Raw genomic sequence first — 14331 nt, 5'->3', positions numbered from 1 at the left:
GGTATCGACATGGCGTTATGGGGCGGAAGATTCAGTCAAGAAAGCAGTGCATTATTCAAATTATTTAATGATTCATTACCAGTAGATTATCGCTTAATTGAAGAAGACATTGTGGGCTCAATTGCATGGGCTAGCGCTATTACTTCTGTAGGTATTTTAACGCAACAAGAATGTGAACAGTTGCATGGTGCGTTAAATGAATTGTTGGTTGAAGTCGCCGATAAACCTGAGGCTATCATTGCGTCAGGAGCAGAAGATATTCATAGCTTTGTTGAGCAGTCACTAATTGCCAAAGTCGGTGATTTAGGTAAGAAGTTACACACTGGTCGTTCACGTAACGATCAAGTCGCAACAGACCTCAAGTTATGGTGTAAAAAGGAGGGTGAGCAATCACTTACATTACTGCACAAGTTAAAGAACGCCCTCATTGATTTAGCTGAGCGTGAAATTGATGCTGTGATGCCTGGTTATACTCATTTACAAAGAGCACAACCCGTGTTGTTTGGTCATTGGTGTTTGGCTTATGTTGAAATGTTTGAGCGTGATATTAGTCGCCTTGAAGATGCATTGAAACGTGCAGATACTTGTCCGTTGGGTTGTGGTGCATTAGCGGGAACCGCTTATCCAATGGATAGGCATGCAATTGCCGAGTCTTTAGGTTTTTCAGCTCCAACGTTAAACAGTCTAGATACTGTATCTGATCGTGATCATGTGGTTGAACTTTGTAGTGATGCATCGATTAGTATGATGCATTTAAGCCGTATGGCGGAAGATTTGATTTTCTTCAATAGTGGTGAGGCTGGCTTTATTGACTTAGATGATGAAGTGACTTCGGGTTCATCATTAATGCCACAAAAGAAGAACCCAGATGCATTGGAACTGATCCGTGGTAAAACTGGCCGCGTTTATGGCAGCTTGGTGGGCATTTTAACCACAATGAAAGCACTACCTTTGGCTTACAACAAAGATATGCAGGAAGACAAAGAAGGCTTATTTGATGTGATGGATAGCTGGTCAATTTGTCTTGAAATGGCCGCATTAGTTCTTAGCGGTTTACAAGTTAACCGTGAAAGAACACTCGCAGCTGCCCAGCAAGGTTATGCTAATTCTACAGAGCTAGCTGATTATCTAGTGGCTAAAGGTATGCCATTTAGAGAAGCCCATCATGTCGTCGGTGAAGTTGTCGTCGCCGCGATTGCTAAACAAACACCATTAGAAGACTTGGTTATTTCAGAGTTACAGCAATTTAGTCCAATTATCAGTGATGATGTTTATGAGTGTTTGACTATTGAGTCATGCTTAGAAAAGCGTGAAGCGTTAGGTGGCACATCATTAGCGCAAGTTAAACAAGCATTAGCTGCAAAGCAAGGTAAGTAGCCACTTACTTTATTGTTTGAGCCTTGACTGTAATAACAAAAAGCCCTGAGTTTAAGTTAACTCAGGGCTTTTTAGCATTCACATTTTATAGATGCATTTTAGGGTTTATTGAAATAAATCATCTGTTGGATTTTCAATAAATATATCGTCATCAATGGTTTCTTCTGTCGCATATTCAGTCGGTTCAGTTCCTTCGACAAAGTACTCAAAAGAAGTTGTGTGATCAGTTTTACGCGTTAATAAACCCGTTGCTAAATCAATACGCGCAGAGATAATGCCTTTAGGCGGAATGGTGGTCTTTTCCTCTGTGCCTTTGAGCGCTTGATTCATAAAATCATTCCAACCAGGCCCAGCTGTCTTGGCGCCTGCTTCTGCCCCTGATATCTGATTTTCAGGTCCATCAGCTACCCAGCTTGTACGACCTAAACGGCGGCTGTGATCATCAAAACCGACCCAGAATGTTGACGTTAATGTTGGATTGAACCCACTAAACCAGGTATCACGAGATTCATTGGTTGTTCCTGTTTTACCAGCAATATCATGACGCTTGATTAGGCGAGAAGCTCGCCATGCCGTCCCGTTCCAACCAGTGCCTTTACTCCAATTACCGCCACCCCAAATAACACTTTTTAATGCTTCAGAGATAAGGAAAGCGGTTTGCTCAGTGATAATTCTTGGTGCATAACGACTATTCTCATCGCCACATTGACTAATAGCACTTGATTGAGCGTTCGTGTCATTTGCTTGGTTAACTTCAGCTTGTTGTGAGCTAGCAAATTCAGCTGCCATTGCTGCGAATGGGTCATTTGCGTCTGAATTAGACGTTAATTCTGTATCACTTAGGTTGTCATCAGTTTCATTATGATCATTTTCTGATGGCGTACACGCTAAAAGAGGATTGGCTTCTTCAATTACATTGTCATAAGAGTCTGTGACTTGCTTAATAAAGTAAGGCTCAACTAAGTAACCACCGTTGGTGAACACATTAAACGCAGTAACAACTTGCAAAGGTGTTACAGAAGGAGAGCCGAGTGCCACTGATTCATTTCGAGGTAGATCATTAGGATCAAACCCGAACTCCACAAGTTTATCGATAGTGTTATCTAACCCAATGTGTCTCATCGCGCGAACAGACATGACGTTCACAGATTGGGCTAAGCCCATACGAAGACGCGTCGGTCCTCCGTAGATATCTGGAGAGTTTTTAGGTCTCCAAGCGGTGCCTTGTCGAGTATCTGGCTTATTAATTGGCGCGTTATTAATTAGTGTTGCCAATGTATAGTCTTTTTCAAGCGCTGCTGAATATATAAATGGTTTGATATTTGACCCCAGCTGGCGCTTTGCTTGGGTCACACGGTTGTATTGGCTTTGGGTAAAGCTAAAACCACCAACGAGAGTACGAATAGCGCCATCACTTGGCTCAAGTGATACTGTGGCACTTGATACTTGCGGAATTTGAGAAAGTTGCCAATATTCGCCGTTGTTTCTTATCCACACTTTCTGGCCAACAGCTAAAATATCTTCAGCTTTCTTTGGCGGTGTGCCTTGACGGCGGTCGGTGATAAATTTACGAGCCCATTTTAGCCCGTTCCATTCTAAGGTGATTTCTTCCCCTCTAGCATTCATCACCGTAGCTTGTTGCTCTTCAATGGCAAGTACTGCTGCTGGCATAATACCTTGTACCGAAGAAGTGCTTTTTAAGTTAGTGATAATATCGCTGGTGGACATGGGGGCATCTGTCCATAATTCGGCAATTGGCCCGCGGTAACCATGACGTTGGTCGTAAGCAAAAACATTATCGCGTAAGGCGCTTTGTGCCTTTAACTGTAAGTCAGATGAAATCGTGGTGTAGACGTTATAGCCATTAGTATAGGCTTCTTCTTCGCCGTATTTATTGACCATGTATTCACGCGCCATTTCAGAAATATATGGTGCATATAGATCAATTTCTGCTCCATGATATCTTGCAGTAATCGGGGCGTTAATGGCTTCTTGGTATTGCGTTTCTGTGATATTGCGCTTTTCTAGCATCCGGCTTAATACCCAGTTACGGCGGGTTTTGGCACGTTCTGGGTTTCTTATCGGATTTGCTGCGGATGGAGCTTGCGGCAAACCAGCAATCATTGCCATTTCAGGCAGGCTCAGTTGTTCTAAATCTTTACCATAATAAACTTGTGCAGCAGCACCTACGCCATAGGCACGATTCCCCAAGAAAGAACGGTTTAGATAAAGAGTTAAAATTTCTTCTTTTGAAAGCGCTTTTTCGATTTTGAGTGCTAAAAAGATTTCTTTTGTTTTACGAATATAGGTTTTTTCACGTGAAAGGAAAAAGCCGCGAGCGACTTGTTGAGTGATGGTACTTGCACCTTGGCTTTTTTACCAGTGGTAACCAAAATAATAGCAGCACGCACAATACCGATAGGATCAATGCCTTTATGTTCAAAGAAACGAGCATCCTCTGTATCTAAAACTGCATTAATTAATTGTTCGGGTACATCTTGGTATTCAATGGGTACTCGTCTTTTTTCACCAAATTGAGAAATCAATAAACCGTCATTGCTGTATATTCGCAATGGGGTTTGTAATTTTACCGTTTTTAAGGAATTTACATCCGGTAAATCTGGCAAAACATAATAATAGGCTGCGACAATAGTGCCGATTCCTAATAAAGTTAAGCTAAATATAGCAATAAGTATTCGTTTAAACCACTTCACCGAAATATTCCAAAAATCAAAAATATGCTCGCTAGTATATAAGGGGGAAGGTTTTTGGTGAAGTAAAAACATGAAAACAGAAAAAAACAAGTTGTAAAATTTAGAAACATTTAATACAAATACTTATAACGAGTTGATTTTGTGCTAATCTATTTTAAAATATAAAAAAATAAATGCGATGATGGAATATGCTTTCTAAATTTTGGAAGCGTCAAGCTCCGCAAATGGTCGGGATCGATATTGGTTCTCATGAGATTAAGGCCATTTTGCTAAGTAAGACCGCTGATGGATATAAAATTCAAAACTATATATCTGCACCTCTACGTAAAGGTGCGGTTGTCGATCACGAAATCCGCGATTCAGAAGCTGTTATTGAATCTTTAAGACATATTAAGCGAGGACTGCCTAAGAGTATTAAGTCTGCAGCTGTCGCGGTTTCTGGCTCTGCTGTCATGACAAAAGTCATTTACATGGACGCTTCATTAAATGAAGAAGAAATGGAAGCACAAATTGAGATTGAAGCAGATAACCTTATCCCTTATTCACTAGATGAAGTGAGTATCGATTTTGAAACTCTTCAGGCAAACACAACTGACCCGACAAAAGTTGATGTGCTGTTAAGTGCTTGTCGCACAGATAATATTGATACTCGTATGGATTCTTTAGATGCGATTGAGCTCGATACCAAAGTGGTGGATGTTGAAGCTTATGCACTAGGGCGGTCATCAGAATTAATCCTTGCACAATTACCCGAAGGTGCAAATGAGAAATCTGTAGTATTGGTTGATATCGGTGCCAATATGACGACATTTGCCGTAGTTGAGCATGGAGAAACAACCTTTATTCGTGAGCAAGCGTTTGGTGGCGAGTTATTTACTCAATCTATTTTATCGTTTTATGGCATGCCATATGACGAAGCTGAGAACGCCAAAATAACAGGCGAGTTACCGCGTAATTATATGTTTGAGGTGTTATCACCGTTTCAAACACAATTATTACAGCAGATTAAACGTACACTTCAAATTTATTGTACTGCCAGTGGTAAAGATAAAGTTGATTATATTGTGCTCTGTGGTGGTACCGCAAAACTTGAAGGCATGACTGCATTATTAACTAATGAATTGGGTGTACATTCTATTGTCGCTGACCCGTTCCAAGGTTGTTTGCATGCTGAGGACGATATTAAAAACCAGCTTAAGCCAAGTATTAGTAAATATATGGTGGCATGTGGTTTAGCGCTTAGGAGTTACGCTCAATGGCGAACATAAATTTACTTCCTTGGCGTGAAGAGGCCAGAGAAAAACAAAAACGAGATTATATTGGCATATTAGCATTGGTTTTTTTAGTGACCTGTTTAGCTGTATTTTTAACACTCAGCTTTATTGAGGTTGTTACTGATGATCAACGCCAACGAAATGCTTATCTTCAAAATGAAATATCTCTGCTAGATGCACAAATTGCCGAAATAAGAAAAATCACAGCTCGAAAGAAAGATATTGAAAGACGTACTAAGATTATATTAAACCTTCAGCAATCTCGAAACTTGCCGACACATGTTTTAGATGAATTAGTGCGAATTGTTCCGCCAGGAATATACCTTTCAAGTATTGAGAAAAAAGGCAGCTTACTCTGGATTGAAGGCCGCAGTGAATCGAATAATAACGTGGCTAATATGATGCGTAAGGTGAAAACATCACAATACTTAAATGATCCAAGTATGCAGTCCATTATTAGCCAAAGTGAGAACTTACGACAACTGCAAAAGTTTAGATTAAAAGTGACGATATCTGATGCTGAGTCAGTAGACACAACTGAAGGAGGTCGATAATGAATTTAGACTTAGATCAGTTTAATGATATTGATTTTGAAAATATCGGCAGTTGGCCTGCTTTAGTTAAGATTGTTTTCGCGGTATTTCTTTCTATTTGTGTCATGGGGGCGAGTTATTATTTATTTGTCTCAGATGCAATTAATGTATTAGATAATGAAGAAAGAAAAGAAATTACTTTGCGAGAAGATTTTCAATCTAAATATCGTTTAGCCGCAAACTTAAAACTATATCGTGAACAGCTGGTTGTTATGGAAGCGCAATTTGCTGAGTTACTTAAAATGTTGCCTTCTGAAAATGAAATGCCGGGCTTATTAGACGACACAACATTTGTAGCAACTGACGCAGGTTTAAGAATAAACAGTTTAGATTGGGATTCAGAAATTGAACGTGATTTCTACTTGGAATTTCCAATTAAAATTGCTGTAGTGGGTGATTATCATCAACTTGGTAATATGGTCAGTGGTGTAGCAAAATTACCTCGTATTGTTAGCTTACATGATTTTGTTATTACACGAGATGATAGCGGTAGTTTGTCGATGGACATTTTAGCGAAAACCTATCGATTTAAAGAAGGTGCACAGCTGCCTGCTGAGAATAAGGGGAATAAGTAATGAGATTCCTCCCTATATTAATGATGGTGTTAATGTTAACTGGCTGTATTGGTGATCGCAGTGATTTAGAGTTGTTTGTAACGACAACTAAAGCACAGCACATTGCTCGTATTCCTCCGTTAAAAGAAACTCCTAAGTTTGAACATTTTGCTTATCAAGCAGAATTAATGCGCAGTCCTTTTGTACCACCTTCACGCGAGCTTACAGAAGAAGTGGTTGATACAAGTAGAAACTGTCTACAGCCTGACTTAAAACGTCGTAAAGGTCGTTTAGAAACATATGCTTTAGACAATTTAAGAATGCGCGGCACATTAACAGAAGATGACACTATTTGGGCTTTGGTCGAGTCTTCTGATGCCAATGTATATCGTTTAGGGGTCGGTGAGTATCTCGGTCTTTACCATGGGAAAATAGGTAAAGTGACACCGCAATATATTGAAATAATAGAATTAATTCCAGATGGTTCTGGTTGCTGGGCTGAAAGAGCAAGCAACTTAGAATTATCTGGTAAATAATGTGCGAAGGATGAGGGAATAATGAAATCTTCTGCCGCGATGCAAACATCGACAAAAAAGTCTCACTAATTAAAACAGTACTGGGTGTTGTTTTAATGTTGGGCGCACTTCCAAGTGCTTTCGCCGCCAATAAGTTAATGGATGTTAAATACCATTCTGTTGTCGATCATCAATTAGAACTGGAACTGGTATTCGAATCCGCGCTAGATAAGCCTGAAGTCGATTTATCAGGTTCTCCTGCGCAAATAATTTTAAGTTTTGAAGACAGTATTTCAAACCTTGAAAAAGAAAATATTACGATTGATCGTGTAGGTGTTGAAGGGCTTAAAACCACGCAGGTTGATGGTGCTTTAAATATTGTTGTCGATCTTGCAGAGGTTAAGCCTTATCAAGGTAAAGTTGTGGGTAACACCTATCGCTTAACAGTGAATGACACAGTATCGGGTCCGGATAATGCCAGTAACCCGTTTGTTAATGGTATTGATACTATTGATTTTAGACGCAATAAAACTGGTGGTGGTGATTTACTGATTCATTTGAATAACCGCTCTGTTGCGGCAAATGTGGCTCAAGTTGGCTCTAAACTAGAAGTTAAACTGTATAACACTGATATCAAAAACGATTTATTATATGTCATGGATGTGCAGGATTTTAATACACCAGTGACAAGCTTTGAAACTTTTAAGGATGATTTAACTTCACGCATTATGGTCGATGTTGATGGCAACTACGATTATAACTATAAGCAAGAAGGTAATGTTTTTAAGGTTAGTATTAATAAAGTTGAGCGTGTTGCCGTTGCTGCAGAAGAAAAGAAATACAATGGCCGCTCACTTTCGTTGAACTTCCAGAATATTTCAGTCAGAACTGTGCTGCAAATTATTGCCGATTACAATGATTTCAACCTTGTGACAAGTGACACAGTTGAAGGCAATATCACGTTACGTTTAGATGATGTACCGTGGGATCAAGCACTTGATCTTATTTTGCAAACTAAAGGGCTTGATAAGCGTATTGAGGGTAATATCTTAATGGTGGCCCCTAGCGAAGAGCTTGCTATACGCGAAAAACAAGATCTAGCGAATCAACAAGAAGTGAAGGAATTAGCTCCACTTTATTCTGAGTACATTCAAATTAATTATGCCAAAGCTGCGGATATGGCGGAATTAATGAAGAGTGCTGATTCTAGTTTATTATCAAATCGCGGAACTGTTGCTGTTGATGAGCGGACGAATACACTGCTTGTGAAAGATACTGCTGAGTCGTTAGAAACAATTCATCGCTTAGTTGAAATACTCGATATTCCAATTAAACAAGTGTTGATTGAAGCGCGAATGGTGACAGTCAAGGACAACGTATCTGAAGATTTAGGTATTCGCTGGGGCATAACAGATCAGCAAGGCGATAAAGGAACCTCTGGTTCGCTTGAAGGCGCAAATGATATCGTTGCTGGTGTTGTACCTGCATTAAGTGATCGCTTAAATGTTAATTTGCCTTCTTCGGCAACTAACGCTGCGAGTATTGCATTTAGTGTCGCCAAAATGGCCGATGGTACCGTGCTTGATTTAGAGTTAAGTGCACTTGAGCAAGAGAATAAAGGTGAGATTATTGCCAGTCCGCGCATTACCACCTCTAATCAAAAGTCTGCTTATATTGAGCAAGGTGTAGAAATTCCTTATGTAGAGTCTGCATCAAGTGGTGCAACTACAGTAACATTTAAAAAAGCGGTACTTTCTTTAAAAGTTACACCGCAAATTACACCTGATGATCGTGTGATTCTTGATTTAGAAATAACCCAAGATACCCGTGGTGAAACAGTACAAACTGGCACAGGCGAAGCCGTCTCTATTGATACTCAACGTATTGGTACTCAAGTACTAGTTGATAACGGTGAAACCATTGTATTAGGCGGTATTTACCAACAAAGTTTAATTAGCCGTGTGAGTAAGGTGCCGGTTCTAGGTGATATTCCGTTAGTTGGCTTCTTGTTCAGAAACACATCTGATAGTAATGAGCGTCAAGAGTTACTGATTTTCGTTACACCTAAGATTGTGACTGAGCAGTTGTAAAAAATTGCGAATCAAAAATACCAGCGTTCTCGCTGGTATTTTTTTGCCTGTTCTTTAGGTTAACTTCGATTAAGTTATTAATTTCATGCTATAAAAATAAAGCTTCTGCACTAGATTTCAGGAAACGTTATTCTGATTAATAAGGAGAAGTAGAATTTATTTTTAAGAAACTCAGGTTAATTCGTCAACATGACTTGCAACAACTGGTGCATAACTGAGATAATCCTCCGTCAAGTCTCATTAGAGCAAGGTTAAATTATAGGTCGGCTTGAGTTTAAGTCGATAAGGCATACTTTTCATATAAGATTCAGACGTATATAAAATGGCTGAAAAACGCAATATTTTTCTGGTAGGCCCAATGGGCGCAGGCAAAAGCACAATTGGTCGCCATTTGGCCCAAATGCTGCATTTAGATTTCCACGATTCAGATCATGAGATTGAGCAACGCACAGGTGCAGATATTGCCTGGGTGTTTGACGTTGAAGGCGAAGAAGGTTTCCGTCGTCGCGAAGCTCAGGTCATCGCTGACCTTTCGGAAAAGCAAGGTATTGTCCTTGCTACTGGCGGCGGATCTGTACAAAGTAAAGACATACGTAATCATTTGTCAGCTCGCGGTATCGTTGTATACCTTGAGACGACAATCGATAAGCAAGTCGCTCGTACTCAACGCGATAAGCGTCGACCTCTTTTGCAGGTTGATGACCCGCGCGAAGTGCTAGAGAATCTTGCTGATGTTCGTAATCCTTTATACGAAGAGATTGCTGACGTGATTGTTAAGACAGATGAGCAAAGCGCTAAAATAGTCGCAAATCAAATTATTGAGCAACTCGGATTCTAGGTAGGTTTATGCAACAAGTTCAGGTTGAATTAGGTATAAGAAGTTATCCCATTTTTATTGGCCAGAATTTATTGCAGCAAAATGCTTACCTTTCCGATTACCTTTCCGGTAAAAAAGCACTCATAGTCACCAATGACACTATCGCTCCCTTGTACCTGACAACGGCACAACAAGTGATGGCGAGTTGTGCTGACGTGGGTGTTGTTGTGCTTCCTGACGGTGAGAAATATAAAGATCTCACACATCTGGATTTGATATTTTCAGCTTTGCTTGAAAATAACTATGCCCGAGATTGTGTCATAGTTGCATTAGGTGGCGGTGTCATTGGTGACATGGCTGGCTTTGCTGCATCTTGCTACCAGCGAGGTGTTGAGTTTATACAAATTCCAACCACACTGCTTTCGCAAGTTGACTCTTCTGTAGGTGGCAAAACAGCAGTCAATCATCCGTTAGGGAAAAACATGATCGGGGCATTTTATCAGCCTCAAGCCGTGATCATCGATACCGATTGCTTATCAACTTTACCGGCTAAAGAGTTTGCTGCTGGTATGGCTGAAGTGATTAAGTATGGCATTATCTGGGACGCTGAGTTTTTTAGTTGGTTAGAGCAAAATGTAGAGTCACTTAAAGGGCTTGATAATGATGCATTAACTTATGCTATAGCTCGATGCTGCCAAATTAAGGCTGATGTGGTTGCACAAGATGAAACAGAGCGTGGCGTACGAGCTTTGCTTAATTTAGGCCACACCTTCGGGCATGCCATTGAAGCTGAAATGGGTTATGGCGTATGGCTTCATGGTGAAGCGGTATCAGCTGGTACAGTCATGGCGTCACTCACGTCATTAAAACTCAATTTAATCTCACAACAAGATTTCGATAGGGTCGTTGCTTTACTGCAATCGTTTGATTTGCCAGTTGCATCACCAGACTCAATGACATTTGATCAATTCATTGCGCATATGCAGCGAGATAAAAAAGTCCTTGCTGGTCAAATTAGGTTAGTGTTACCCACGTCAATTGGCTCCGCTGACGTTTTTTCAGATGTTGAAACTTCATTATTGGCAGAAGTGATTAGCCAAGTCTAAGTAACGTGTGAGTCTAATGGTGGGCTTGTGGACATTCAACAAACGCTATTGTTACCTTCTCAAGAATCTCTAGTACAGCGATTACAGCACATTGCTAGCTACAGCGAGCAATTGGTACTCTTGTCCGGTGCTAAAGGAGCTGGCAAAACAACCTTAGTTACAGCCCTTGCAAGTGAACTGGATAGTTATAATTCTGCACTCGTAATCTGCCCAATGCATGCAGATAGCGCAGAAATTCGACGTAAAATCCTTGTTCAACTCATTTCATCTCCTATCTTTGATGATGCGCTTCCATTAGCTGATACGTTACTTCGAATACAATCTAGCTTAACTAAGCCTTTACACATCATTATTGATGATGCGCAATACATGCCAAAAGAGCTTTGGGCTGAATGCTTGATTTTGACTCAGTTGCAATGTGCGGGTAAGCCCATTTCGATGACGTTTACCATCGAAACTGATTCGCTTGCCGAACTGACTCACGAGCTCACAGACTCAATGCAAGCTTTGCTGCTACATGTTGAGTTAGAGCCTTTATCCTTGGCTGAGCGAGAAGGCTTATATCGCACACTTTTGGTGAGAAGTAATAAAACCCCGTTTATTCCGCGTGAAATTATTCAAGCTCAAATTGAAAAACAATCTGGCACGCCTATCGAAGTGATCAATTTATTGAATAAAGCATTAGAGGACCAACCTGAAGACGTCAAAAAGTGGCCTAAATTTTTGCCTTGGGTCATGGGGTCTGTTGTGTTGTTATTAACTCTTGTTTTAGCAAGCTGGTTTATGTTTAAAGAAACTGCAGAGGTGCCAGCAGATAACGTAAAGTTTAATAACATTTATTCGCCACCAGAAACGCCTGCGCAGTGGGCTATTTATAATTACGCTGAATTATTACTACAACCAGTCATTAACGACACGGCTGGCTTGAATCAGGCTGAGGCTGGTTTAGGGCTAGATGCGCTCAAGCCTACTCTTAGCGAATTCAATTATGTGGATATTATGCTGCGAAACAGTGCAGGTAATAACAGTAAGATGACTGATGAGCACAATGTAAACAGCAACATCTCACAGACAGAAGATGAGCAAAACGTTGAAATAAGTGAAGATGAATTAGCCGCTGACCCAATGACTCATCAATCAGCCGAGGCTCGCTCTCAAGACATAAATCAAGATGTCCAGTTATCTGAAGTGTCAGAAGGCAAGCTGATTGTCGAGAGCGACAAGTTAGTCGCTGAAGGTTTATCTAACAATGATAATAAGGCGAGTTTATCACTGTTAGATAAACCTGGATATACATTGCAAATTGCCAGTGTCCGAGAGGCTAAGTCACTCACTCAAATATTATCTAAACTAGAACGGATTCAAACAGACTCAGCTTATGCCCAACAAGCTCGTTATAAACAGCGCCATATTGTGTTATTTGGGCAATATGACACAGTAAGTCAGGCACAGCAGCAAGCTGATGAATTACAACAGTCACTAGGTTTATCCGCGCCCTGGGTGCGCAAATGGAGTGATTTGACTGGATATGAACTCAAAATAGATTAACCGCTTAAAAAGCCATTAGATTCGATAATTCAAACGATGATTATTACCAATAAAAAGAGTACAATCATCTGCTTTAATTTTGCTAGCAAACGGTATTCATGACTAAAAAGCATAGAGCCTTTCTTAAGTGGGCGGGTGGAAAATTTAAACTCGTTGACGAGCTTGCAAAACACTTACCTCAAGGTAATAGATTAGTCGAACCTTTCGTCGGTGCTGGATCAGTATTTCTTAATACTGATTATGATGAGTATTTACTCTGCGACATAAACCAAGACTTGATTAATTTATACAATATTGTCAAAAATGATCCTGATACTTATATCGCAGCAGCTAAAGCGATGTTTGTGCCAGAGATGAATGTAAAAGAGCAATATTACCGTATTCGCACTGAATTCAATCAAACTAACGATCCCTTCAAGCGTTCAGTATATTTTTTGTATATGAATCGCCATGGTTTTAATGGCTTATGTCGTTACAACCGCAAAGGCGGCTTTAATGTGCCTTTTGGTTCATATAAAAAACCATACTTTCCTGAAGATGAACTTAGGCATTTTTCAATGAAGGCGCAAAAAGCGAGTTTTCATTGTGTAAGTTATGAAAAAGCTTTTGAGATGTCGACTGTTGGGGACGTGATTTATTGTGACCCTCCCTATGCGCCATTATCAACAACGGCAAGCTTTACTACATATGCAGGGCCAGGTTTCAGCTTAGATGATCAAGCCTTACTTGCAAGAGAGTCGCGTCATACCGCACTTGAAAGAGACATTCCTGTTTTAATCAGTAACCATGATATTCCGCTAACACGCGAATTATACCGCGGTGCCAAACTGGCCTCTATTGCGGTGCAGCGTAATATAAGCCAAAAGGGCAATGGCAGAAAGAAAGTGGATGAAATTATGGCCTTGTACGATCACCACTACCAAGAAGTGATTGATTAAGTATTGTATTAATTATTCTGCTATTGATTCATGAATAGCATGGGAATGGTATTGCTATAGAAAGGACATGAAGGGTAATTGGAATAGGATTAAGCTAATACTTGGTTCACGATAAAAATCAAAGATAGAATCATAATGATCGCCAGAGCAATTCCCATAAAAATAAAAGGTAATGGTGAATTACTTTGTTGAAAGTCTCGCTGGCGATTATCTTCTGTCTGCACTCCAAAGAAAGCTGCAACAGTACTCGAAAATACCCGCCAAAAAGACATTAAATGCTATTCGGATTATTAGTGGGCATGTCGCTAATAGGTTTACTCTTGTCGCTGTTGTGTAGTAACTCGAGTAAATCTAAAAAATGAAACTGGCTTGAGCGACTCTTACCCGTAACCCAATCTCCCCAACTCACATTGTCAGACTCGACAGCACAACGATTATTAGGGTGGCTGCTAGGTAGGCTGGAATTGTAGGTAACGTTTTCTGTACAAGCACAGTTGTCAGCCAACAATGGATTGCTATTATCCGACATGACAAAATAGGCAACTAACATTAATGCGCTGGTTGAAAATAAGCTTACTACAGGTTTTAGCGTCACCTTACCTGTTTGGTGGGTGCTCATTTTTGACTGACTGCACATCATAAGGGCTATCCTTGTCTTATACTTTCAGAATTAACACAATAAAAAATGTTTAGTGACGTTCTAATAGAGACTTAGCAACTGACTTGGTAGTCGCTTTATAACTATAACATCGCGAAAAACACAGTGACGTAGGTCGCATTATAGCAAATTTGTATAGTTAATGAA

Annotated in this window: 11 protein-coding genes and 2 pseudogenes; 10 read left to right on the top strand and 3 right to left on the bottom strand. The window is 40.1% G+C overall.

Going from position 1 to position 14331, the window contains the following annotated elements; all coding sequences use genetic code 11:
* Nucleotides 1-9 precede the first annotated feature (9 nt).
* Nucleotides 10-1377 (top strand): argininosuccinate lyase, encoded by a 1368-nt coding sequence (argH, locus tag ACGEDC_RS07035; RefSeq protein WP_394497364.1) that lies wholly within the window; start codon nucleotides 10-12, stop codon nucleotides 1375-1377.
* 105 nt (nucleotides 1378-1482) lie between these two features.
* Here the strand turns inward: argH and ACGEDC_RS07030 are convergent.
* A pseudogene (locus ACGEDC_RS07030) lies at nucleotides 1483-4091 on the bottom strand (penicillin-binding protein 1A).
* A gap of 188 nt (nucleotides 4092-4279) precedes the next feature.
* Between ACGEDC_RS07030 and ACGEDC_RS07025 the strand changes: the two are divergent.
* The 9 genes and pseudogenes from ACGEDC_RS07025 (at nucleotide 4280) to ACGEDC_RS06985 (ending at nucleotide 13526) form a co-directional block, all read left to right on the top strand.
* The gene (locus ACGEDC_RS07025) at nucleotides 4280-5359 is read left to right on the top strand and encodes a pilus assembly protein PilM (protein ID WP_055026233.1); all 1080 of its coding nucleotides are present in this window, start codon (nucleotides 4280-4282) and stop codon (nucleotides 5357-5359) included.
* Nucleotides 5347-5919 carry a PilN domain-containing protein gene (locus ACGEDC_RS07020; RefSeq protein WP_119969282.1) on the top strand — a complete coding sequence of 191 codons (573 nt, stop codon included), beginning with the start codon at nucleotides 5347-5349 and terminating at the stop codon, nucleotides 5917-5919. The genes ACGEDC_RS07025 and ACGEDC_RS07020 overlap by 13 nt, the downstream gene beginning before the upstream one ends.
* Nucleotides 5919-6533 (top strand): type 4a pilus biogenesis protein PilO, encoded by a 615-nt coding sequence (locus ACGEDC_RS07015; RefSeq protein WP_119969283.1) that lies wholly within the window; start codon nucleotides 5919-5921, stop codon nucleotides 6531-6533. Before ACGEDC_RS07020 ends, ACGEDC_RS07015 begins: the two co-directional genes overlap by 1 nt.
* Nucleotides 6533-7048, top strand: a complete 516-nt coding sequence (locus ACGEDC_RS07010) for a pilus assembly protein PilP (RefSeq protein ID WP_394497361.1) — start codon at nucleotides 6533-6535, stop codon at nucleotides 7046-7048. The genes ACGEDC_RS07015 and ACGEDC_RS07010 overlap by 1 nt, the downstream gene beginning before the upstream one ends.
* Nucleotides 7049-7069: 21 nt before the next feature.
* A pseudogene (locus ACGEDC_RS07005) lies at nucleotides 7070-9117 on the top strand (type IV pilus secretin PilQ).
* Between the two features lie 322 nt (nucleotides 9118-9439).
* Nucleotides 9440-9955, top strand: coding sequence for a shikimate kinase AroK (aroK, locus tag ACGEDC_RS07000; protein WP_055026228.1), 516 nt, complete (start codon nucleotides 9440-9442; stop codon nucleotides 9953-9955).
* A gap of 8 nt (nucleotides 9956-9963) precedes the next feature.
* On the top strand, nucleotides 9964-11040 hold the full coding sequence (gene aroB, locus ACGEDC_RS06995) for a 3-dehydroquinate synthase (protein WP_394497359.1): 1077 nt from the start codon (nucleotides 9964-9966) through the stop codon (nucleotides 11038-11040).
* 27 nt (nucleotides 11041-11067) lie between these two features.
* Complete coding sequence (locus ACGEDC_RS06990) at nucleotides 11068-12588, top strand: AAA family ATPase (protein WP_394497357.1); 1521 nt, start codon at nucleotides 11068-11070, stop codon at nucleotides 12586-12588.
* Nucleotides 12589-12686: 98 nt separating this feature from the next.
* Nucleotides 12687-13526 (top strand): Dam family site-specific DNA-(adenine-N6)-methyltransferase, encoded by an 840-nt coding sequence (locus ACGEDC_RS06985; RefSeq protein ID WP_055026225.1) that lies wholly within the window; start codon nucleotides 12687-12689, stop codon nucleotides 13524-13526.
* Between the two features lie 89 nt (nucleotides 13527-13615).
* On the opposite strand, the gene ACGEDC_RS06980 is transcribed toward ACGEDC_RS06985, so the two are convergent.
* Together ACGEDC_RS06980 and ACGEDC_RS06975 are read right to left on the bottom strand one after the other, a co-directional pair.
* Nucleotides 13616-13798, bottom strand: coding sequence for a DUF2970 domain-containing protein (locus ACGEDC_RS06980; protein ID WP_055026224.1), 183 nt, complete (start codon nucleotides 13796-13798; stop codon nucleotides 13616-13618).
* On the bottom strand, nucleotides 13798-14166 hold the full coding sequence (locus ACGEDC_RS06975; protein WP_055026223.1) for a hypothetical protein: 369 nt from the start codon (nucleotides 14164-14166) through the stop codon (nucleotides 13798-13800). The genes ACGEDC_RS06980 and ACGEDC_RS06975 overlap by 1 nt, the downstream gene beginning before the upstream one ends.
* Nucleotides 14167-14331: the final 165 nt, after the last annotated feature.

Origin of the sequence: Shewanella sp. ENK2, from assembly GCF_043568515.1 — a bacterium.
Classification (GTDB): Bacteria; Pseudomonadota; Gammaproteobacteria; order Enterobacterales; family Shewanellaceae; genus Shewanella; species Shewanella japonica.
Note: the sequence above shows the minus strand (reverse complement) of the source record. Positions and strands in the feature narration are given on the sequence as shown.